Genomic DNA, 18391 nt, shown 5'->3' on the forward strand with positions numbered 1-18391 from the left:
AGGGCCCTGAAAGCGAAGAACCGGCAGCCATCAGGCTGCCGGTTCCCTTGCGCCACGAGCTAGCCTCGGCGTTACGGCGCATAGCCGATCCACTTTCCGCGCCCGTCATAATCGACCGCGGCGGACGCCGCCGGCGCCTCCAGGACCTCCTCGTTGCCGTCCTGGTCCGCCGTGCTGAGACTGAAGACGAACAGGAAGACGAGGGCGAAAACCGCGATGCTGCCGACGATCCAGCGCAGCTTGCGCAGGAGGTCGCCCGCCCCCGGGAGGGCGCCTTCGAAACTTCCCCGGTGCCCCAGGGGATGGGGTTGAAACTGTTGCTGAATACTGGACATGGGCTGTCTCCAAGCTGCTGCGGGGACCGGAGCCGCAGCAAAGCCGCGGGACCTGCATTCCCAATCCCCTTACTCACCTCTTGACCCTCATGTGCGGCCTTAAGGCCTTGCCGACAAACGACTTCTTCTTATCTCTGGGATTAGTTCCGCTAATTCGCCAGGACCAATGTGCCGCTAGGCGGCCTCTGCCCGATCGGCTAGTCTGCGGCCATGGAGACATTGGAGCCTCAGCCGGACCGGGAGAGCGGCCGTCTGGCCGACAACATCCTCTACTTCGCCCGCACGCTGCGGGCCGCCGGCCTGCCGGTGGGCCCGGGCAAGGTCCTGGACGCCATCGAAGCGGCGACCACCGTTGGCTTCGCCCGGCGGGAGGACTTTTACTGGACGCTCCACGCGGTCTTCGTAAACCGCCGCGATCAGCAGGAACTCTTCGACCAGGCCTTTCACGTGTTCTGGCGCAACCCGCAGATCCTGGAGCGGGTCATGAGCCTGCTGCTGCCGGACATCACCCCCATGGCCGGTCAGCAGCCGGACAACGCCGATGAGCTCAGCAGACGCCTGACCGATGTACTGCGGCCGAAAGACCGGGACGACGGCCTGCCGCACGAGGAAGAAGAGCAGACGGAAATCGACGCGGTGATGACCTTCTCCAACAAGGAGGTATTGCAGGAGATCGACTTCGAGAAGATGTCCGCCGAGGAACTGGCCGAGGCCAAGCGCGCGATCCAGGCCATGCGCCTGCCGATCATGGAGGTGCCGACCCGCCGCTACCAAGCGGCACGCCAGGGACAGCGCGCCGACCTGCGTGCCACCATGCGCGCGGGCCTGCGCAGCGGCGGCGATACCATCCCGCTGCGCTGGAAGCGGGAGCGCCGGCGCCACCCGCCGCTGGTGGTGCTCTGCGACATCTCCGGGTCCATGAGCCGCTATTCGCGCATGCTGCTGCACTTCATGCACGCCGTCACCAGCGACCGCGACCGCGTCCACAGCTTCGTCTTCGGCACGCGGCTGACCAACATCACCCGCCACCTTCGCCACAAGGACGTGGATGTCGCGGTCGAGAAGGTATCGGAATCCGTGGTCGACTGGTCGGGCGGCACCCGCATCGGCGCCTGCCTGCACGACTTCAACGTCACCTGGGCCCGGCGCGTCCTCGGTCAGGGGGCCGTGGTGCTGCTGATCTCCGACGGTCTGGACCGCGACAATGCGGAGGGGCTTTCCGGCGAGATCGAGCGCCTGCACAAGTCCTGCCGCCGCCTTATTTGGCTCAATCCGCTCTTGCGATACGAGGCCTATGAGCCAAGATCTATGGGAGCCAAGGCAATGATCGATCACGTCGACGATTTCCGCACTATCCACAACCTCGAGAGCCTCAGCGAGCTCTCCGCGGTGTTGAGCCATGCGCCCCAGCGCCGCGAAGAAGGATTGACCTCATGGCAGAGCAAGCAAGCCTGACACCGCGCGGCGAAGACCTTCTTGCCGAGGCCCTGCGCTGGCGCAACGAGGGTCACACGGTGGCGCTGGCCACCGTCGTCTCGACCTGGGGTTCCTCGCCGCGGCCCGTCGGGAGCCAGTTGATCGTTGACGACAAGCTGCGGCTGCAAGGCTCCGTTTCCGGCGGCTGCATCGAAGGCGCCGTCGTCCACGAAGCCCAGCAGATCATGGCCGGCGCTCCGCCCAAGCTGCTGGAGTTCGGGGTTTCCGACGAGCAGGCCTGGGAAGTGGGCCTGGCCTGCGGCGGGACCATCCGCGTCTTTGTCGAGGCTGTTGAATGAAGCGCGCCCTTCTGGAAGCCCTACAGACCGCCCGCGCGGAAAAACGGCCGACGGCGCTGGTCACAGATCTCACCGGCGGCCGGCAGGCGTTGATGATTGCCGGCACCCATCAGGGCGACCTGGCGCTTTCGGACGACCTGCGGGCAGCGGTGGAGGAGGCCATCCGAGCCGACCGCAGCGGGCCGCTTGCGGCCGACGAGAACCTCTTCGTCCATGTCCACAATCCGCCGCTGCGCCTGATTGTGGTCGGCGCGGTCCACATCAGCCAGGCCCTCGTCCCCATGGCGCAGCTTGCGGGCTATGAGGTTCTTGTGGTCGACCCCCGCAAGGCCTGGGCCAATGCCGAGCGTTTTCCGGACGTGGCCCTGGTGGACGGCTGGCCGGACGAGGCCCTGCGCAACCTCGACCCGGATCACCGCAGCGCCGTGGTGGTCCTGACCCATGACCCCAAGCTGGACGACCCTGCCCTCGGCGTGGCGCTCGCCTCGCCCGCTTTCTATATCGGAGCGCTGGGCAGCAAGAAAACCCATGGCAAGCGGCTCGAGCGCCTCCGCGAGGCCGAGGTAGACGACAGCGCCCTGGCGCGCATCCACGGCCCCATCGGTCTGGCGATCGGCGCCAAGAGCCCGGCGGAGATCTCCATCGCCATTCTCGCCCAGATGACCCAGGCGCTGCACGGGGCGCCGCCCCTGGTGCGCGCCGTCCCGCCGGACCCCGGCGCCGTGGCCGCACAATGATTTTCGGCGACCTGCCCGTCGACGACGCGGTCGGCGCGATCCTGGCCCATTCGATCAAGGCGCCGGGCATCGCCTACAAGAAGGGGCGCCGTCTCTCCGAAGCTGACGTCACAAGTCTGCGCGAAGCCCAGGTCCACCGGATCGTCGCCGCGCAGCTTGAGGACAACGAGATCCACGAGGACGAGGCGGCCTCCGCCCTGGCGGGGGCCGTCTGCGGCGAGGGCCTGACCGCCAGCGCCAGCTTCACCGGCCGCTGCAACCTGATGGTCCAGGCCCGGGGCGTGCTGGTGGCCGAACGCGAGCGCATCGACGCCCTGAACCTGGTCGACGAGTCGGTCACGCTCGCCACCCTGCCCCCTTACGATCTGGTCGACCCCCGGCAGATGGCGGCGACCATAAAGATCATTCCTTTCGCCATCACCCGGCACGTGCTGGAGGCCTGCCTGGCCGTCGCCTGCCGGCAAGGGCCGATGATCCACGTCGAAGCCCTTAAGCCACGCAAGGTGGGGCTCATCCAGACAAGCCTCTCCGGCACCAAGGACAAGCTGCTGGACAAGACGCGGGACGTGGCAAACCAGCGCCTGGCGATGCTGGACTGCGAGCCGGCTGTCGAGCGGCGCTGCCCGCACACCGAAGCAGCCGTGGCCGAGCAGTTGATCCGGCTGGAGCAAGACGGCTGCGACATCGTCCTGATGTCCGGGGCCTCGGCCATCGTCGACCGGCGTGACGTGCTGCCTGCCGGCCTCTCCGCCGCCGGCGGCGCGGTCGACCACTTCGGCATGCCGGTCGATCCCGGGAACCTGATGATGGTCGGCAAGCTGCGCAACTGCGCCGTGATCGGGCTGCCGGGCTGCGCCCGCTCGCCCAAGCTGAACGGCTTCGACTGGGTCCTGCAGCGCCTCGTCGCCGGCATCGAAACCACGCCCAAGGACATCATGCGCATGGGCGCCGGCGGCCTCTTGAAGGAGATCGCCAGCCGTCCCCTCCCCCGGGCCGAGGCAGTGGAGACTGAGACCGGGCCACCGCGGGCGCCTCGGGTTGCTGCGCTTATGCTCGCCGCCGGTCAGTCGCGCCGCATGGGCAAGGACAACAAACTGCTGCTGCCGGTCGACGGCAAACCCATGGTCGCCCATGTGGCAGAGTGTCTGCTGACCTCCCAGGCCAGGCCCCTGGCGGTGGTGACCGGCCATGACTATGCGGCCGTCGAGGCGGCGCTGCCGGAGGGGCGCTTCACCCTGGCGCACAACCCGGACTATGCCAGCGGGCTCGCCTCCTCCCTGCACCGCGGCCTCGCCGCTCTCCCGGACGACATCGACGGTGTGCTTGTCTGCCTCGGCGACATGCCCCGCGTCTCGCCGCAGATCGTCGACCGCCTGATCGCCGCCTTCAACCCGTTGGAAGGGCGCGCCATCTGCGTGCCGACCTGGCAGGGCAAGCGCGGCAACCCTGTTCTCTTCGCCCGGCGCTTCTTCGCCGAGATGCAGGAGGTCGCCGGTGACGTCGGCGCCCGCGCCCTGATCGGCGAGCATGCGGAGGTGGTCTGCGAGGTGCCGATGGACGACGACGCCGTGCTGGTCGACATCGACACGCCCGAGGCGCTGCAGGCCCTCGGCGGCTAGGAGACGCCTATCCCTTAAGGCTGAACCTTCAGCGCCGCCTTGTCGCGGATGAAGGCGATCACCGCCTCCACCACGTCACCATAGTCCAAGAGGTCGGTGTGCATGGCATCGTCATGGAAGATCGCCTGCTTGGGCTCGTTGGCCGCCTCGTAGAGCTTGCGCCCGAAGCGAACCGGCACGACGTGGTCGCGCTCGCCGTGCATCAGGAAGAGCGGGACCGAAATGGAGCCGATGCGGGCCAGGGAATCCCAGGGATCGCGGATCAGAAGCCTCACCGGCAGATACCAGTAATGGGCGGCAGCGACGTCGGCGATGGAACTGGGCGGTGCTTCCAGAACCAGCGCGGCCGGGGGCCGCTCGCTGGCAAGCGCTACCGATACGGCGGTCCCGAGCGACTCCCCGAAGATGACGATCTGATCGCTGTCATAGCCCGCCTCCAGCAGCCAGTCGTGCACCGAGCGGGCGTCGGCCCGCAGGCCCGCCTCGCTCGGGCGGCCGGGGTTACCGCCGTAGCCGCGGTAGCCGGTGATGAGAAGCCCGAAGCCGGCATCGATCAGCGGGCGCATCTTGGGGACGCGGTCGCCGCGATGGCCGGCATTGCCGTGAAAGTACAGGATCACGGGCTGCTCCGGCGAAGCCGGTGGATGGAACCAGTGGGTGAGCCTGAGGCCCGCTTCCGGCTCCGTCTCGATCGCCTGCATGTCGGGCAACGCGTGGTCGGCCAGCCGCGGCGTCTCCTTGCCGGCCGGGTACAGCAGGCTGCGCTGGGCCAGGAACATGATCACCAGGATGGTGAAGTAGGCGATCAGTGCGCCCCACAACAGCTGCATGAAGAAGCCCTTTACCGTGGATTCCAATGCCTGTTCCGATCCCTTGCAAGGTCGTCGTCGTGTCGGGAGGTTAGCGGCAAAGCATTGAAAAATACTAACTCTTCCCGGCCTAACGACTACGGCCAAACCTTTGCATTTCCTGGGAAATCCGGTCTCTGAGGCTTGACCACGCAAAAGCGGTGCCCGCTCGGCGCTTGCATCACCCACCAGGTCCGGACCTGGGCCACTCTCTTGGCCCCCAGGCCCTCCAGGCGTCTGACCTCCGCCTCCACGTCGTCGGTCTCGATATCCAGGTGGGCGCGGCTCGGATGGTCGACCTGCTGGAGCAGGATCTTCGCCTCGCCTTCCGGCGTGTCGAGGTCGCGGTAGCGTGGATCCTGGCCCTCCGGGAGAGGCTTCAGATCCAGGCCCAGGGCCGCCGACCAGAAGCCGGCGTCGCGCTCGTAGTCGTCGCTCCGGCAGTCCAGCACGATGGCGGCAAGGCGGCTCTTGTGCATCGGGTTCGCTCCGGCCTCAGTTCACGTAGCTGGCGTCCTCGGCATCCAACAGGCGTTTCAGCGCCTCGAAGTGTGCCTCGGCATAGTGCTGGGCGGCCTCGGGCTTGGTAAAGGTGGTGGCGGCGATGTTGTCGGTGACCCGCTTCAGGGGGCGCCCGGTGGAGTGCGCCAGCACTTGAAGCTGGCAGGCCCGCTCCAGGTAGTAGAGGTCCTCAAAGGCCTTGGGGATGTTGTCGCCAACGACCACGACGCCGTGGTTGGCCAGAAAGAGCACCCGCTTCCCGCCCATGGCAGCGGCCATGCGGTCGCCCTCCTCGACATCGCCGGCAAGACCGTTGTAGCTCTGGTCGTAAGCCACGTCGTTGTAGTAGCGCAGCGCGTTCTGGCTGATCGGCTCCAGCGGCGTGTCCTCAAGCGAGGTCAGCGTGGTGGCATAGGGCATATGGGTGTGCAGCACGCAGGCCGCACGGGGATGGCGCATGTGAATGCGCGAGTGGATGCAGAAGGCCGTGGTCTCCAGTTCGCGCTCGCCCTCCAGCACCTTCCCGTCGTTGTCGACCAGCAGCAGGTCGCTGGCGGTCATCTGCGACCAGTGCAGGCCGAAAGGATTGACCAGAAAGCAACCGGGACGCTCCGGCGGGGCATAGCTGAAGTGGTTGCAGATGCCCTCGTTGAGTGCAAAGCGCGCCGCCAGCCGCAGGGCGGCCGCAAGGTCAATCCGCGCCTGGCGCAGAGAGTCATCCATGAGCATCTTCCTTCTCTCCCCTAGGACTCGCTACTCGGGGGCCTGTCCTCTTTGCCGGCCGTCCTCGGCGGTCTTCAGGTATAGCGAATACGCGGCTGTCGTCCTAGACTGCCGGGAAAGCCTTCGATTCCAATAACATTCCTCATAGCACTCTTGGGGGGAGACGACAAAAGATGGACGTGCGCGCTGCGGTTGCCCTGGAAGCGGGCAAGCCTTTGTCGATTGAAACGGTTCAGCTGGAAGGCCCGAAGGAGGGCGAGGTCCTTGTCGAAGTCAAGGCCACCGGGATCTGCCACACCGATGCCTTTACGCTGTCCGGCGACGACCCGGAAGGCCTGTTCCCCGCCATTCTGGGCCACGAGGGCGCGGGCGTCGTCGTGGATACCGGACCCGGCGTCACCTCCCTGAAAAAGGGCGACCACGTTATTCCGCTCTACACGCCGGAATGCCGCCAGTGCGAGTACTGCCTGAACCCCAAGACGAACCTCTGCCAGGCGATCCGCACGACCCAGGGTCAGGGGCTGATGCCGGACGGGACCAGCCGCTTCTCCCTCGACGGCAAGCCGGTGCTTCACTACATGGGCTGCTCGACCTTCGCCAACTTCACGGTGTTGCCGGAGATCGCGCTCGCAAAGGTCCGCGAGGACGCGCCCTTCGACAAGATCTGCTACATCGGCTGCGGCGTGACCACCGGGGTGGGCGCCGTCATCAACACCGCCAAGATGGAGCCGGGCGCGAACGTCGTGGTCTTCGGTCTCGGCGGCATCGGCCTCAACGTCATTCAGGGCGCGCGCCTGGTCGGCGCCAACCGCATCGTCGGCGTCGACCTGAACCCGGCGCGCAAGGCGCTGGGCGAGCAGTTCGGCATGACCGACTTCGTTAACCCCAAGGAAGTCGGTGGGGACCTTGTCGCCCACCTGGTGGAGTTGACCGGCGGCGGCGCCGACTACAGCTTCGAGTGCATCGGCAACGTGAACACCATGCGCCAGGCCCTGGAGTGCTGCCACAAGGGCTGGGGCGTCTCGGTCATCATCGGGGTTGCCGGGGCCGGCCAGGAGATCGCCACCCGCCCCTTCCAGCTTGTCACCGGTCGGGTCTGGAAAGGCACCGCCTTCGGCGGTGCGCGCGGGCGGACCGACGTTCCGCAGATCGTCGACTGGTACATGGACGGCAAGATCAACATCGACGACCTGATCACCCATACCATGCCGCTGGACGACATCAACCAGGCCTTCGACCTGATGCACGAAGGCAAGTCGATCCGCAGCGTCGTCGTCTACTAGGCCGCATCCGGACCAACACAGCGGTCCGCGCCGACAGGTCTCACCGCAGGGTTGCGGGGCCACATCTCTATGGCGCGACCGCCAAAGGCGATATCATAGGTGGAGTCGCCAAGGCCGGGTTGAGAGGCCTGCGGTTGCAGCCTGATCGTCGGGCGGCGGGGGAACAGCGGAGCGGCCAGCCGTCCCGCGCGATAACACTTGGGGCAGATATGGATCTTTCAGTCGTCAGCCAGCAGCGTTGTTTTGAAGGAACCCAGGGGTTCTACAGCCACGATTCCGCGCTCTGCGGCGGAGCCATGAACTTCGCCGTCTATCAGCCGCCTCAGGCCAAGGGCGGCGCCAAGGTACCCTTGATCACCTACCTCTCGGGTCTGACCTGCACGGAGGAGAACTTCACCGTCAAGGCCGGCGCCCAGCGGGTTGCCGCGGAGCTGGGTCTGATGCTGCTGATGCCGGATACCTCGCCGCGCAACTGCGGCTTCCCCGGCGAGGACGATGCCTATGACTTCGGCAGCGGTGCGGGCTTCTACGTCGACGCCACCGAGGCGCCCTGGTCGAGCCGCTACAAGATGTACTCCTATATCACGCAAGAGCTTCCGGCCCTGATTGCCGAACACTTTCCCGCCGACATGGGCCATCAGGGGATTTTCGGCCACTCCATGGGCGGGCACGGCGCCATCACCATCCACCTGAAGAACCCGGGGGTCTACCGCTCCGTCTCGGCTTTCGCGCCGGTCTGCGCACCCAGCGAATGCCCCTGGGGCCAGAAGGCCTTTACCGGCTACCTCGGCGCCGACCGGGAGGCCTGGGCCGACTACGACAGCTGCGCATTGATCCGCAAGCAGCCCTCGGACGCCCAGATCTTCATCGACCAGGGCGCGGAAGATCCTTTCCTTGCCGAGCAGTTGAAGCCGGACCTGCTGGTGGCCGCCTGTGAAGAGGCCGGGCAGCACTTTGAATTCCGCATGCAGCCGGACTACGATCACAGCTACTACTTCATCCAGACCTTCGTGGAGGATCACCTGCGCCACCACGCGAAGGTCCTTTGCTAGGACTGCCCCCCGGCGATGGAAGAGGATGTCTATCGCAACGACACGGTCGACAAACAGGCCCTGAAAGCCCTCGCACAGCGCAGCGATGCCAGGGGGCTGTTCCAGGCGGCAAGTCACCTCGGGCTGCTCGCGATCACGGGCGGTTTGGTTCTTCTCGCTTCAGGCCCTGTCGCCTTCGCAGCGGCGGTACTTTTTCACGGCATCGTCCTGGTGTTTCTCTTTGCGCCGCTGCACGAAGCCATCCATCGCACCGCCTTCGCCAGCCGTCGGCTGAACGATACCGTCGCCACGGTCTGCGGCTTTCTGCTGTTCCTGCCCGCCGGTTACTTCCGCGCCTTCCATTTCGAGCATCACCGCTTCACCCAGGACCCGCTCCGCGACCCGGAACTCGCGGGCCGGCCGATGACGGGCTTGCCGAGCTACCTGCTCCATGTTTCCGGCTTGCCCTATTGGCAGGAGCGCCTTGTCACGCTGCTGCGTCATGCATCCGGGACCGTGAACGAGGCCTTCGTGCCGGCCCGGCAGCGCGGCACAATCCTTCGCGAGGCGCGCTGGCATTGCGGGCTCTATGGCACCCTGGTGGCAATCAGCCTCTGGACGCAGTCGTCTCTGTTGCTGGAACTGTGGATTCTGCCGGCGCTCCTCGGCCAGCCCTTCCTGAGGCTTTTTCTGCTGGCCGAGCACAGCGGCTGCCCGCAGACGCCCGACATGATGGAAAACTCCCGAACCACCGAGACCGCACGCCCGCTGCGCTGGCTTTGCTGGAACATGAACCGGCACACGGCGCATCACGCCTTTCCGGCGCTGCCGTTTCATGCCCTGCCGGCTGCCGATACGCTGCTGAAGCCGCAGATCGCCGTGCGCAGCAAGGGGTACTGCGCCGTCAATGCGGGCATCGTGTCGCGGCTTCTGGAAAAACGCAGGCGCGCGCAAACGCCGACGCTATAGCTCACAGAGTTCCAGGAAGAGGTCAGGCGACGTCTTCATCCGCAACGAGCGCCGGGATCAGACCCACGTCGCCGCGGATCTGTCCGCCGGTGCGGATCGAGACCTCGGCATAACGGATGGTGCCGGAGACGCGCCCCTGAGGCTCGATGGTCAGCAGCCCTCTCACCGTAAGGTCGCCTTCGACCTCGCCGGTCACTGTGGCGCTGTCGACTGCGGCCCTGCCTTTGAAGACCCCGCCTCTGCGCACTTTCAGTTCCGCGGCATCCAGCGATGCCTCGACGCGGCCCTCGACCACCAGGGTCTGGCAGGCTTCGATCTCGCCCTTTACGAAGATGCCGGCCCCAACCATCAGGGTTCCGTCGCCCTGCGCATCCGCCGCCGGTTTCTGACTCGCCGCCTCTGCCTTCGCGATCCCGAGGACCCCCGCTGCGGGCCTTACGCCCAGCGGCGCGTCTGCCGGCGCGACCGGCCGGCGCGGTTGAAATGTCTTGGCCATTGCCGCCACGTTCTCCCGTGTTGGCCGCCGCTCTATCGGGCGAACCGGTTATCGTTATGGCCTTAGGCAACCACAGCCCGGGCGGGCTGACAAGGTATGCGTGTGGGGAAAAAACCGGGCGGCGCGAAACCGCGGTTTCAGCATGACGGAAAGCCGGCTGTCTGGGCCAACTGCCTGGGCCAACTATCTGGGCCAGCTGTCTGGGCCCGCAGCCCTATCCGCCGTAGGAAACCCGGTCCGGCTGGCGCAGGTGGCTGAGCGGCTCCGGCGGGTGATCGCTCTCTTTGCCGCCGAGCCGGAAGACGGCGGCTCCCATCAAAACGTCAATGGCCACACCGTCACTGGCCAAAGGCAGGAGCAGGCGATGGATCTCCCAATGCTCCCGTCCGGGCACCAGCATCTTGCCTTCGCGGTAGCGCGGCCCGCCGCCGCGGGCAACTTCGATGTGATGGGCCACCGGGATAGGCGTTCCGGCGCGCTTTTGAATCTCCGCGATGGACTTCCCCTTCAAGGGCATCGAGAAGGCATCCTCCACCAGCGTTCCGGCAAGGCGGAATACGAAGTCTTCAGCGTCCCCGACCACATCGATCAGGAAGATGTTCGGCAGAAGCGTGGGTATCTCAACCGGGTCGATATCGCGCCGGGACGGCAGGCGCTTAGCCCCGCCTAACTGTTCCCAATAGACATAAAGCTGACGCAGCTTCATGTCTGGAAGGAATGCCGGATCAAAGGCCTCCCCCACGACCGTACCCCTCATATACCCCCGTTGGGAGGAGAGTACACTACATCTTGTGGCAAAGGCGAGCATTTTGTGTGCCGCTGACACGGAGAGGTACACACTCCCATCGGCCAGCCTGCCGATGGGCAATCCCTGCGGCACCTTGTCTCTTAAGCGGACTTGGTCTCTTAAGCGGACTTGCCGACGATCCGCGGCGTGTCGTCGAAATCCAGTTCTTCAGTGCAGACCCGGGTGTCCGGGAAGTCGATGGTGACGGAGGTGCCCTGCCCGGCCTTGCTTGCCAGGGTCAGACAGCCGCCGTGAAGATCGACCAGCCGGCGGGTCAGCGGCAGCCCCAGGCCCGTCCCCTCGTACTTGCGGCTGAGGGAGGAGTCCACCTGGCCGAAGGGGGCCATGGCCTTGGCGATGTCCTCTTCGGCAATACCGATGCCGGTATCCTTCACCTGGACGCGCAAGCCGCCGGAGCCCAGCATCCGCGCCTCGACCGAAACCTGCCCGCCCGCATCCGTGAACTTCACCGCATTGGAGAGCAGGTTGAGCAGGATCTGCTTCACCGCGCGCGGGTCCGCCCGCAGGCGCGGCGTCTGGGCCGGGAAGTCCAGGGTCAGAACCACGCCTGCTTCCTCCGCGCGGTCGCGCATGATCCGGAAGGACGCCTTGGTGGCAGCTGCCAGGTCGATCGGCTCTTCGTGAAGCTCGAACTTGCCGGCCTCGATCTTCGAAAGGTCGAGGATGTCGTTGATGAGGCTCAGCAGGTGCGTGCCGCTGTCGTGAATGTCGATCGCGTACTCGCGGTAACGCTGGTTGCCCATGGGCCCGAAGAGCTGGTCCTTGATGATCTCTGAGAAACCGATGATCGCGTTCAAGGGCGTCCGCAGTTCATGGCTGACGTTGGCCAGGAAGTCGGACTTGGCGCGGCTGGCCAGTTCCGCCTCTTCCTTGGCGCTGCGGAGCTGGCGTTCGGCGCTGTAGCTGCCCGTCACATCGTCGTAAGTCGCCAGGGTTCCGCCACCGGGCATCGGCCGGTGCAAGACGTTGATCACGCGCCCGTTGGACAGGAAGTCCTGCAGCTTGGTTTCCTGGGCGCTGGCCGCCGCCGCCATGCGCCGCTGCCGCATGATGCTGGCCTGATCCTTGGTCAGCCCCTCCAGCTGGGCGGTGTAGTCCAGGATCTCGACCAGATCAGTGCCCGGCTGCCCCATGCTGGCCGGCAGGCTGTAGAGATCGAGGAAGCGCTGGTTGCAGATGATCAGGCGCTGGTTCACGTCATACATGGCAAGGCCCTGCACCATGTTGTCCAGGGCCGCGTCCAGAAGAACGTTCTTGTGGCGCAGTTCCTCGCCGATGCTGCGCAGCTCGGACTCGCGGCGGCGCAGCTCGGTGATGTTGGTGCTGATAACGACGAAACCGCCGTCGGCGGTGCGCCGCTCGGCGACCCTGAACCACGCCCCATCGCGCAGCTCGATCTCGAAGGGTGGGCCGGGATTGCGGAAGTGCTGCAGGTGCTCCTCCACCCAGAGATCCGCACGGTCGCCGGCCTGCGGGAAGTTTCCCGCCCCTGCCGCAGCGGTGACGATCTCTTCGAAGCGCATGCCCGGCACCAGGAGGTCCCTCGCGCCGGCGTAGAGATCACCGTAACGCCGGTTGCAGAGCACCAGCCGCTCGCTGGCGTCGAACAGCGCAAAGCCGCCGGCGAGGGACTCGATGGATTCCCGCAGCCGCTGCTGCGCCGCGGCGGCCGCCAGCTCGGAGCGGCGCTCGCGGAAGATAAAGGCCACCAGCACGACCGTCAGCGAAGCAATGACGATGACCACCAGGATCAACGCGCCGCGGAAGCGTTCCAGGTTCGCGGCCTCAGCCTGGAGAATGGCAAGCGCATTGCTGTTCGCTTCGCCGAACAGCTTGGCGATCTCAACCCTTGCGGCCCCGACCCGCTCCAGGGCGAGTTCCAGAACCACCTCGGAGTCCGGCGGCAATCCCTGCACGCCGTCGGTCAGCCAGAGCTTGAGGTCGGTGGCCACCGGCTTGAGGGTGGCGTACATCGACGCAATGCCGATCTGACTGCTGAACTCGTAGGACTCGTTAAGGTCTTCGATGCGGCGCTCGACCAGCTCGATGCGGTCGACGATGATCTGGCGTCCCTCGACGCCGGGCAGATCGCGGGCCTGACGGATCGCGTCCTGGAGATAGACGAGATCGTCAATGATGAAGACGACGTCGCGTTCCTGGCGCAGCACCTCGACGGGCAGCACCTGCTTCAGCTGGGAAATGCTGGCTTCAACGTAGAGAACAAGCGCCGTCGTGCCGATCAGCACCGCCGCAATAAAGGCAGCGGGCCAGCGCGACAGCAGAGGGCGCTTTGTGGTCTCTGTCCAGCTCATCTCAGTCTGCATCACAACCTTGTGGACCATCAGGCCTTTCGGCCAAGCTCTTCGTCACCTTGCGGCGGCACCGTCCTGACGGCGCGCGCCTGCCCGGACGCCCTTCCAGAACGCTCCTCCAGCCAGCAGGTGCGCAGAATTGCTGTTCGAAGTATCCTCGATCCGCATCGCCGCCTCCCCCTTCAGGCCCCGGTATAGGAAACCAGACCTGGCATGGCACCGGACAAAGGACTCAATATCACATAAAATCTGATAGTTATCGTTGTTTCTTGCGAACCTGTGGCGTCTCATCCTAACAGTTTATTAATAGGGGGACGGCGTTAACAATTGGTAAAGGTCCCCCTGCCTGCTGCAGGGCAAAAATGGGGCAAATTTCCTGCGGGGAAAGGAGAAAGCTTTGGATATCAGCAAGATCCCGGTGGGCCAGAACCCGCCCTGGGACGTTAACGCGATCATCGAGGTCCCGATGGGCAGCGATCCGGTGAAGTACGAGATGGACAAGGATTCCGGCGCGATTTTCGTCGACCGCTTTCTCCACACCGCCATGCACTACCCGTTGAACTACGGCTTCGTGCCCCACACGCTGGCCAACGACGGCGATCCGGTGGACATCCTGGTGGTCAACAGCGTGCCCGTGATCCCCGGGGCCGTCGTCCGGGTCCGCCCCATCGGGGTGCTGATCATGGAGGACGAGGCCGGCGAGGACGAGAAGTTCCTCTCCGTACCGGTGGACGATCTGCACCCCTTCTATGCCAACGTCTCGTCCTATCGCGGACTGCCACAGATCCTGCTCGACCAGATCGCGCACTTCTTCGGCCACTACAAGGACCTGGAGAAGGACAAGTGGGTGACGATCAAGCGCTGGGGCGAGGCCGATGAGGCCAGCAAGCTCATCGTGGAGTCGATTGCCCGGGCGAAAGGCGAGCGCGCGGCATCATGAGCCCCGTTGTCGGGCTCCACGAGGACATGCAGGACCGCCTTGCTACGCAGCCGCGGCTCCGTCTCGCCCATCTGCCCACGCCTTTGGAGCCGCTGGAGCGTCTCTCGGCGGACCTTGGCGGGCCGCGGATCCTGGTCAAACGCGACGACTGCACCGGCCTTGGCCTCGGTGGCAACAAGACCCGCAAGCTGGAATTCCTCTTGGCAGAGGCAGAGGCTCAGGGCGCAGACACGGTCATCACCACCGGCGGCATCCAGTCGAACCACGTGCGCCAGACCGCCGCGGCGGCCGCAAAGCTGGGCATGGCCTGCGAGCTCGTGCTGACACGGGTCGTCCCCTGGGGCGGACCCGACTATGAGCTGAGCGGCAATATCCAGCTGGATCGGCTGTTCGGCGCCAAACTGCATCTTCATGACGGCGATACGGACCGCATCGCAGCCATGGAAAGCCTGGCCGAAAGCCTGCGCCGCAGCGGGCGGAACCCCTACCTGATTCCCACCGGCGGCTCCAACGCTGTGGGGGCGCTGGGCTACGTGGCGGCGGCGGTCGAACTGGCCGGCCAGCTTGGCAAGGCGGGCGAAAAGGTTGCCGCGGTGGTCCATGCCTGCTCCAGCGGCGGCACCCAGGCCGGGCTCACCGCCGGCTTCGCCGCCCTCGACCCGGATGTGCGGGTCGTCGGCATCGACGTCGATGCCAATCCGCCGGCTGTAGCGGCGGAAGTCCGGCGCCTTGCCGGCGAGGTCTGGTCCCAGCTGGACCTGCCCGGCAGCTTTCCGGACGAAAAGGTGATGCTGCAGCCCGGCTATGCCGGGGCGGCCTACGGCCTGCCCACCGAGGAAATGCGGGATGCGGTTTCGCGCACTGCACGCCTGGAGGGCCTGCTGCTGGACCCCGTCTACAGCGGCAAGGCCATGGCCGGCCTCATCGGGATGATCAAGGCCGGCGCCTTCGGTTCCGATGAGACCGTGGTCTTCCTCCACACCGGCGGCATGCCCGCCCTCTTCCCCTACCGTGACGCGCTGGAGGCATGACTGTGCAGAAGGTATGGGCCCAGATAGTCTCGGCACGTTCTATCGGTTGCAGAACCCTGCTAGCATGAAGCCATCGCAAGTGGGGAAGACTCACTGGAAGGTAAGGAATGGCCGGAAATCCACGAGCGCTCTTGCTCACTGTCCTCCGGGTCGGAGTCCTGGCCCTTGTACCCTTGTCCGCAGCCGAGAGTGCCAAACTGCCTCCGGAGAACGAGCGTTTACTGCTCTACCTGCAGACTCTTCAATCCGACACGCTGGAGCCTGAGGCAGCAAGAAACCAATGCATCTCGCTGGTTTATCGCGTGCCGGAAAGCGAGTCGCTCCGCGAAATCGCCGCCGGGTTTTTCCAGGAGCCGACCACCAATTCTTTGGTGGTGTTTTGCGAATTGCTTGTGGAAGCCGTCAGTCGAGGCAGGCTGACTCCTGAGACTGTAAACGAAGCCTTGCGGGGCCGTGAAAGAGACACACAACTTCACGCAGCGGGAGAACTCTTCCGCGCGCTCCACTTCGTTTACACCGGCCTGGCCGACCCGCTGTCTGAACCGGAGCGCTGAGATGATCCACGCTGCCGGTGCAGGGGGATTTCCTCTTGTACAGATACGCAATGCCGCTGTCGTTCTGCAGGCTGCCGGCATTCTGGGCAGTTGCACTACGAGGGACGATGGGCCCTCTGCGGGCCCAGAGAGCGCCGCGAGAGGTGACCTCAACTATGTACTGAACGACCTCCGCCTCAATCCGCAGCATCGCGAGGCCGCCGATGCCTACTGCAGGGTCGTGTTCCGCAACGATCCTGGCGATGATCGCGTCACCCCGCTTCTTGCGGGACTCCTCAATGTGGAGGAAACAAAAGCACAGCAGACTCTCTGCCTGGCTCTAGTTGAAGCCACTGCGGCTGGTGACCTCGACGAAAACGAGATGTCGGGCTTTCAGGAACAGAGCGGCCCCAACTTCGTTCAGCTCGGAACCCTGTTGCGGAAGGTGCTGGCGGCGCACCTGCGTCTTCAGGGGCAGACCGCGTTTCAGACCGAAGTCTCCCCAGCCGCCAAAGCCGGCTGATCTCTTGAACTGCGCGATGGCGCCGGTCAGCGCGGCGGTGCAAAGATAGCGCCGTGCTTTGGGATCTTCTGATCAATGGACCGGGCGTCACCGCAGCGCCCGTCCTCGCCGTCCTCCTGCTTGCCATGGTGATCGACCTGGTCGCCGGCGACCCGCGCTGGCTGTATCGCCTGGTTCCCCACCCGGTGGTGCTGATCGGCCATGTGATCGGCATGCTGGACCGGGTGCTCAATCGGCAGACCCTGCCCCGCGGCCGCCGCATTGCGCAGGGGGTTCTTTGCACCGCTGTCGTGGTCGGATCGTTCGGCGCTCTGGGCGCAGCGATCCACCACCTGCTCGCGGACCTGCCGTTCGGCTGGGTGCTTGAAGCAATCCTGGCCAGCAGCCTGCTGGCCTTCCGCGGGCTCTACGATGCGGTTCGCGCGGTCGCGGCGGGGCTGGCGGAAAGCCTTGCGGCCGGCCGCGAGGCCGTGAGGCACATCGTCGGCCGTGATCCCGAGACCCTCGATGAGGCGGCCGTGGCCCGCGCGGCAGCGGAGTCTGCGGCTGAAAACTTCTCCGATGGTTTTGTGGCACCGGTGTTCTGGTTCCTGGTCCTGGGACTGCCGGGGCTGCTGGCCTACAAGGCCATCAACACCTTGGACAGCATGATCGGCCACCGCAGCGCCCGCTACGAGGCCTTCGGCAAGGCTTCGGCCAAGCTGGATGATGCGGCAAACCTGGTCCCCGCGCGCCTGGCAGGTTTGCTGATGGTCGCCGCCGCGCTGGTCCTGCCCAAGGCAAGCGCCGGGGCTGGCTGGCGCACCATGCTGCGCGATGCCCCGCGACACCGCTCGCCCAACGCCGGCTGGCAGGAAGCGGCGCTGGCGGGGGCCCTGGGGCTCGCCCTGGCCGGTCCGCGGGTCTACGGCGGGCATACGGTGGAGGATAGCTGGATGGGCGACGGCCGCCGGGACATGACGGCCGATGACCTGGGGCGGGTGCTCGACCTCTACCTGACTGCCGGAGCCCTTCTGTTCGGCGGCGTCATCGCGGCGCTGCTCCTGGTCTGACGGCGCAGGTCCCGGGCAGCACCCGCTTCAGGCCGGCGCCTTCATCACCAGCGGCAACCCGGCAGCCACGAAAACCACGGACTGGGCCGCTGTGGCCGCCGCTTGGTTGAGCCGGCCCGCCGCATCGCGAAAGCGCCGTGCGAGGGCATTCTCGGGCACAATGCCCAGGCCGACCTCGTTGGAGACGAAAACCACCGGACCATCGAGGCCGGGAAGCGCCGCAATCAGTTTTTCACATTCATTTTCAACATCAAGATCGGCCAGCAAGATATTGGTCAGCCAAAGAGTGAGGCAGTCGACCAAGATGGTGGCATCGGGCTTTGCCGCCGCGGCCAGGGCCCCGGTCAGATCCAACGGGGCCTCACGCGTTTGCCAGCGACCACCCCGGCGGCGCTGGTGCTCGGCAATGCGGGCCGCCATTTCCGCATCCCCCGCCGTGGCCGTGGCCAGGTAGACCCAGGGGCCGGCCTGGGTTTCGACGAGGCCCTCGGCGTAGCGCGACTTGCCCGACCGGGCGCCGCCAAGCACCAGTGTCACTGGCGGAAGTGGAAGAGAGGTCATAGTCTTGAAGCTGTGGCTGGGATTCGCGAAAGTGCTGGCCGCAAACTTAGTGGGATGCCGGGGTGAGAGACAGCCCAAATGCAGCATCCTGCGGCCCTCGGCGGCCTCAGGGTTCTCGCAGTCCCATCAAGGAACACGTCGGGCAGAGCGCTGTCACATGAGAGCTGTCACATGAGAGCAGCCAGAGAACCTATGGCGGACAAAGACTGTCAATCCATCGAAGTTGGCAAACCGCCGAAGTTGGGGGTCGTTGTATGAGAGTTCTTGGTACTGGAAGATCAAATGCGCACGGAAGACGGGCAACGCTGAAGGAG

The 18391-nt window shown here is 65.6% G+C and carries 20 protein-coding genes; 12 read left to right on the top strand and 8 right to left on the bottom strand.

Features of this window, described 5'->3' with window-relative positions:
• Positions 1-71: 71 nt before the first annotated feature.
• Positions 72-335 carry a hypothetical protein gene (locus tag Q0982_RS04500; protein WP_299392196.1) on the bottom strand — a complete coding sequence of 88 codons (264 nt, stop codon included), beginning with the start codon at positions 333-335 and terminating at the stop codon, positions 72-74.
• 210 nt (positions 336-545) lie between these two features.
• Here Q0982_RS04500 and Q0982_RS04505 point away from each other — a divergent pair, with 210 nt between their 5' ends.
• From Q0982_RS04505 to Q0982_RS04520, 4 genes are read left to right on the top strand one after another with little or no spacing between them, the layout of a single operon-like run.
• Positions 546-1790 (top strand): VWA domain-containing protein, encoded by a 1245-nt coding sequence (locus Q0982_RS04505; RefSeq protein WP_299392199.1) that lies wholly within the window; start codon positions 546-548, stop codon positions 1788-1790.
• The gene (locus Q0982_RS04510; RefSeq protein ID WP_322096947.1) at positions 1769-2110 is read left to right on the top strand and encodes an XdhC family protein; all 342 of its coding nucleotides are present in this window, start codon (positions 1769-1771) and stop codon (positions 2108-2110) included. The genes Q0982_RS04505 and Q0982_RS04510 overlap by 22 nt, the downstream gene beginning before the upstream one ends.
• Positions 2107-2847, top strand: a complete 741-nt coding sequence (locus Q0982_RS04515) for an XdhC family protein (protein WP_299392202.1) — start codon at positions 2107-2109, stop codon at positions 2845-2847. The genes Q0982_RS04510 and Q0982_RS04515 overlap by 4 nt, the downstream gene beginning before the upstream one ends.
• On the top strand, positions 2844-4466 hold the full coding sequence (locus Q0982_RS04520; RefSeq protein ID WP_299392203.1) for a molybdopterin-binding/glycosyltransferase family 2 protein: 1623 nt from the start codon (positions 2844-2846) through the stop codon (positions 4464-4466). Before Q0982_RS04515 ends, Q0982_RS04520 begins: the two co-directional genes overlap by 4 nt.
• 14 nt (positions 4467-4480) lie before the next feature.
• Here Q0982_RS04520 and Q0982_RS04525 read toward each other — a convergent pair whose 3' ends face one another.
• From Q0982_RS04525 to Q0982_RS04535, 3 genes are all read right to left on the bottom strand, one after another.
• Positions 4481-5323, bottom strand: a complete 843-nt coding sequence (locus tag Q0982_RS04525) for an alpha/beta hydrolase (protein ID WP_299392207.1) — start codon at positions 5321-5323, stop codon at positions 4481-4483.
• Between the two features lie 89 nt (positions 5324-5412).
• Entirely contained in the window at positions 5413-5793 is a 381-nt protein-coding gene (locus Q0982_RS04530) for a VOC family protein (protein ID WP_299392210.1), read from the bottom strand.
• 16 nt (positions 5794-5809) lie between these two features.
• Positions 5810-6544 (bottom strand): aldolase, encoded by a 735-nt coding sequence (locus Q0982_RS04535; protein ID WP_299392212.1) that lies wholly within the window; start codon positions 6542-6544, stop codon positions 5810-5812.
• A 167-nt stretch (positions 6545-6711) separates the two neighbouring features.
• Here Q0982_RS04535 and Q0982_RS04540 point away from each other — a divergent pair, with 167 nt between their 5' ends.
• From Q0982_RS04540 to Q0982_RS04550, 3 genes are all read left to right on the top strand, one after another.
• Positions 6712-7821: an S-(hydroxymethyl)glutathione dehydrogenase/class III alcohol dehydrogenase gene (locus tag Q0982_RS04540; protein ID WP_299392215.1), complete on the top strand. Its 1110-nt coding sequence runs from the start codon at positions 6712-6714 to the stop codon at positions 7819-7821.
• A gap of 209 nt (positions 7822-8030) precedes the next feature.
• Entirely contained in the window at positions 8031-8873 is an 843-nt protein-coding gene (gene fghA / locus Q0982_RS04545; protein WP_299392217.1) for an S-formylglutathione hydrolase, read from the top strand.
• Positions 8874-8888: 15 nt separating this feature from the next.
• Positions 8889-9821, top strand: coding sequence for a fatty acid desaturase (locus Q0982_RS04550; protein ID WP_299392220.1), 933 nt, complete (start codon positions 8889-8891; stop codon positions 9819-9821).
• A 22-nt stretch (positions 9822-9843) separates the two neighbouring features.
• Here Q0982_RS04550 and Q0982_RS04555 read toward each other — a convergent pair whose 3' ends face one another.
• The 3 genes from Q0982_RS04555 to Q0982_RS04565 all read right to left on the bottom strand — a co-directional run bounded on the left by Q0982_RS04555 (position 9844) and on the right by Q0982_RS04565 (position 13437).
• Positions 9844-10317: a polymer-forming cytoskeletal protein gene (locus tag Q0982_RS04555; protein WP_299392222.1), complete on the bottom strand. Its 474-nt coding sequence runs from the start codon at positions 10315-10317 to the stop codon at positions 9844-9846.
• A 214-nt stretch (positions 10318-10531) separates the two neighbouring features.
• Positions 10532-11023: a PAS domain-containing protein gene (locus Q0982_RS04560; protein ID WP_299392225.1), complete on the bottom strand. Its 492-nt coding sequence runs from the start codon at positions 11021-11023 to the stop codon at positions 10532-10534.
• A gap of 200 nt (positions 11024-11223) precedes the next feature.
• On the bottom strand, positions 11224-13437 hold the full coding sequence (locus Q0982_RS04565; protein WP_299392228.1) for a PAS-domain containing protein: 2214 nt from the start codon (positions 13435-13437) through the stop codon (positions 11224-11226).
• A gap of 397 nt (positions 13438-13834) precedes the next feature.
• Here Q0982_RS04565 and ppa point away from each other — a divergent pair, with 397 nt between their 5' ends.
• The 5 genes from ppa to cbiB all read left to right on the top strand — a co-directional run bounded on the left by ppa (position 13835) and on the right by cbiB (position 17516).
• Positions 13835-14377 carry an inorganic diphosphatase gene (ppa, locus tag Q0982_RS04570; RefSeq protein ID WP_299392230.1) on the top strand — a complete coding sequence of 181 codons (543 nt, stop codon included), beginning with the start codon at positions 13835-13837 and terminating at the stop codon, positions 14375-14377.
• The gene (locus Q0982_RS04575) at positions 14374-15408 is read left to right on the top strand and encodes a D-cysteine desulfhydrase (RefSeq protein WP_299392233.1); all 1035 of its coding nucleotides are present in this window, start codon (positions 14374-14376) and stop codon (positions 15406-15408) included. Before ppa ends, Q0982_RS04575 begins: the two co-directional genes overlap by 4 nt.
• 107 nt (positions 15409-15515) lie before the next feature.
• Positions 15516-15962: a hypothetical protein gene (locus Q0982_RS04580; protein WP_299392235.1), complete on the top strand. Its 447-nt coding sequence runs from the start codon at positions 15516-15518 to the stop codon at positions 15960-15962.
• 1 nt (position 15963) lies between these two features.
• Positions 15964-16464 (top strand): hypothetical protein, encoded by a 501-nt coding sequence (locus tag Q0982_RS04585; RefSeq protein WP_299392238.1) that lies wholly within the window; start codon positions 15964-15966, stop codon positions 16462-16464.
• Positions 16465-16517: 53 nt separating this feature from the next.
• Complete coding sequence (gene cbiB / locus Q0982_RS04590; RefSeq protein ID WP_299392242.1) at positions 16518-17516, top strand: adenosylcobinamide-phosphate synthase CbiB; 999 nt, start codon at positions 16518-16520, stop codon at positions 17514-17516.
• Positions 17517-17543: 27 nt separating this feature from the next.
• Here the strand turns inward: cbiB and cobU are convergent, their stop codons facing one another.
• Positions 17544-18077 carry a bifunctional adenosylcobinamide kinase/adenosylcobinamide-phosphate guanylyltransferase gene (gene cobU, locus Q0982_RS04595; protein WP_299392407.1) on the bottom strand — a complete coding sequence of 178 codons (534 nt, stop codon included), beginning with the start codon at positions 18075-18077 and terminating at the stop codon, positions 17544-17546.
• Between the last annotated feature and the right edge of the window lie 314 nt (positions 18078-18391).

It is taken from the genome of Pelagibius sp., from assembly GCF_028281305.1.
Taxonomy (GTDB): domain Bacteria; phylum Pseudomonadota; class Alphaproteobacteria; order Kiloniellales; family Kiloniellaceae; genus Pelagibius.

Coding starts and splice junctions, on each gene's coding strand:
- Q0982_RS04500 (WP_299392196.1), bottom strand. CDS start 335: ATGTCCAGTATTCAGCAACAGTTTCAACCCCATCCCCTGGGGCACCGG.
- Q0982_RS04505 (WP_299392199.1), top strand. CDS start 546: ATGGAGACATTGGAGCCTCAGCCGGACCGGGAGAGCGGCCGTCTGGCC.
- Q0982_RS04510 (WP_322096947.1), top strand. CDS start 1,769: ATGGCAGAGCAAGCAAGCCTGACACCGCGCGGCGAAGACCTTCTTGCC.
- Q0982_RS04515 (WP_299392202.1), top strand. CDS start 2,107: ATGAAGCGCGCCCTTCTGGAAGCCCTACAGACCGCCCGCGCGGAAAAA.
- Q0982_RS04520 (WP_299392203.1), top strand. CDS start 2,844: ATGATTTTCGGCGACCTGCCCGTCGACGACGCGGTCGGCGCGATCCTG.
- Q0982_RS04530 (WP_299392210.1), bottom strand. CDS start 5,793: ATGCACAAGAGCCGCCTTGCCGCCATCGTGCTGGACTGCCGGAGCGAC.
- Q0982_RS04535 (WP_299392212.1), bottom strand. CDS start 6,544: ATGCTCATGGATGACTCTCTGCGCCAGGCGCGGATTGACCTTGCGGCC.
- Q0982_RS04540 (WP_299392215.1), top strand. CDS start 6,712: ATGGACGTGCGCGCTGCGGTTGCCCTGGAAGCGGGCAAGCCTTTGTCG.
- fghA (WP_299392217.1), top strand. CDS start 8,031: ATGGATCTTTCAGTCGTCAGCCAGCAGCGTTGTTTTGAAGGAACCCAG.
- Q0982_RS04550 (WP_299392220.1), top strand. CDS start 8,889: ATGGAAGAGGATGTCTATCGCAACGACACGGTCGACAAACAGGCCCTG.
- Q0982_RS04555 (WP_299392222.1), bottom strand. CDS start 10,317: ATGGCCAAGACATTTCAACCGCGCCGGCCGGTCGCGCCGGCAGACGCG.
- Q0982_RS04560 (WP_299392225.1), bottom strand. CDS start 11,023: ATGAAGCTGCGTCAGCTTTATGTCTATTGGGAACAGTTAGGCGGGGCT.
- Q0982_RS04565 (WP_299392228.1), bottom strand. CDS start 13,437: ATGAGCTGGACAGAGACCACAAAGCGCCCTCTGCTGTCGCGCTGGCCC.
- Q0982_RS04575 (WP_299392233.1), top strand. CDS start 14,374: ATGAGCCCCGTTGTCGGGCTCCACGAGGACATGCAGGACCGCCTTGCT.
- Q0982_RS04580 (WP_299392235.1), top strand. CDS start 15,516: ATGGCCGGAAATCCACGAGCGCTCTTGCTCACTGTCCTCCGGGTCGGA.
- Q0982_RS04585 (WP_299392238.1), top strand. CDS start 15,964: ATGATCCACGCTGCCGGTGCAGGGGGATTTCCTCTTGTACAGATACGC.
- cobU (WP_299392407.1), bottom strand. CDS start 18,077: ATGACCTCTCTTCCACTTCCGCCAGTGACACTGGTGCTTGGCGGCGCC.